General features: G+C 43.4%; 1 protein-coding gene. It reads right to left on the bottom strand.

Translation table 11 applies throughout. The features are described 5' to 3' along the window. Positions 1 to 226 precede the first annotated feature (226 nt). On the bottom strand, positions 227 to 892 hold a 666-nt coding region (xni, locus tag R7O13_RS25210; protein WP_318304987.1), incomplete at its 5' end, for a flap endonuclease Xni.

Below are 892 nucleotides of genomic sequence, written 5' to 3' on the forward strand. Positions count from 1 at the left end.
AGTGACTAAAGATACTAAGATGATGTTTTTCATTATTTTTCTCCGTTATTAAGAGATTTAAAAATAATGAAATTATTCACTAAGACTGTGAATTAGCTTATAAACTAATCAGTATCTTGTAGGTTAATGATGAGGTAAATATCATTGCCGTGAATGTAAAGGGTTACACAACAGATTTTATAAACGTGTTGTCTAACCCAAAACTTACAGCGTAAAAGAGATGTACTTACTCGGCTTTATTTGGTCCGGTAAAGCGAATGTCTTGCAGGTTAAAGCCGAGCTCGATATCGCATTTCAACGCCGCTACTCGTTTACATAGACGTGCAGACTCAATGTGTTCATCCAGTTTCTTGCGATATTTCGGTGCAAGTTCATCGCTGGCGTAGGCTGCTTCAATATCTTCAAATTGAGTTAGGATCTCTTTGGCAGCTTTTGGTCCAATGCCCGGAACGCCCGGCACTTGGCTTGAACTAATGCCAGTTAACCCCCAATAATCAGCGAGTTGGCTTGGCTTTACGCCAAACTCTTTCTCAATAAACGGTTCATCCAACCAACGGTGTTGAAAGTAATCGCGAATTTGCAGCGTCGGTGAAAGTAACTGGCAGTAGCCTTTGTCGGTTGAAACGATCGTTACTTTCTCGCCGTGGCTTGCCACTTTGGTCGCCAGTGTTGCAACTAAATCGTCCGCCTCATCACCTTCTGATAGCAGTGAATCAATGCCTTGCTCCCACCATGCTTGTTGGATGGCATCCAAGCCTTGCATCAGCGGCTCTGGCATCGGTTTGCGATTTTGCTTGTAGTCAGGAAGGATTTCAGCGCGCCAACCTCTATCTTGTTCATGGTGATCAAACACCGCGATGATATGTGTTGGTTTCGCTTCGGAAAGAATACG

The organism is Vibrio sp. Y176 (assembly GCF_033438945.1).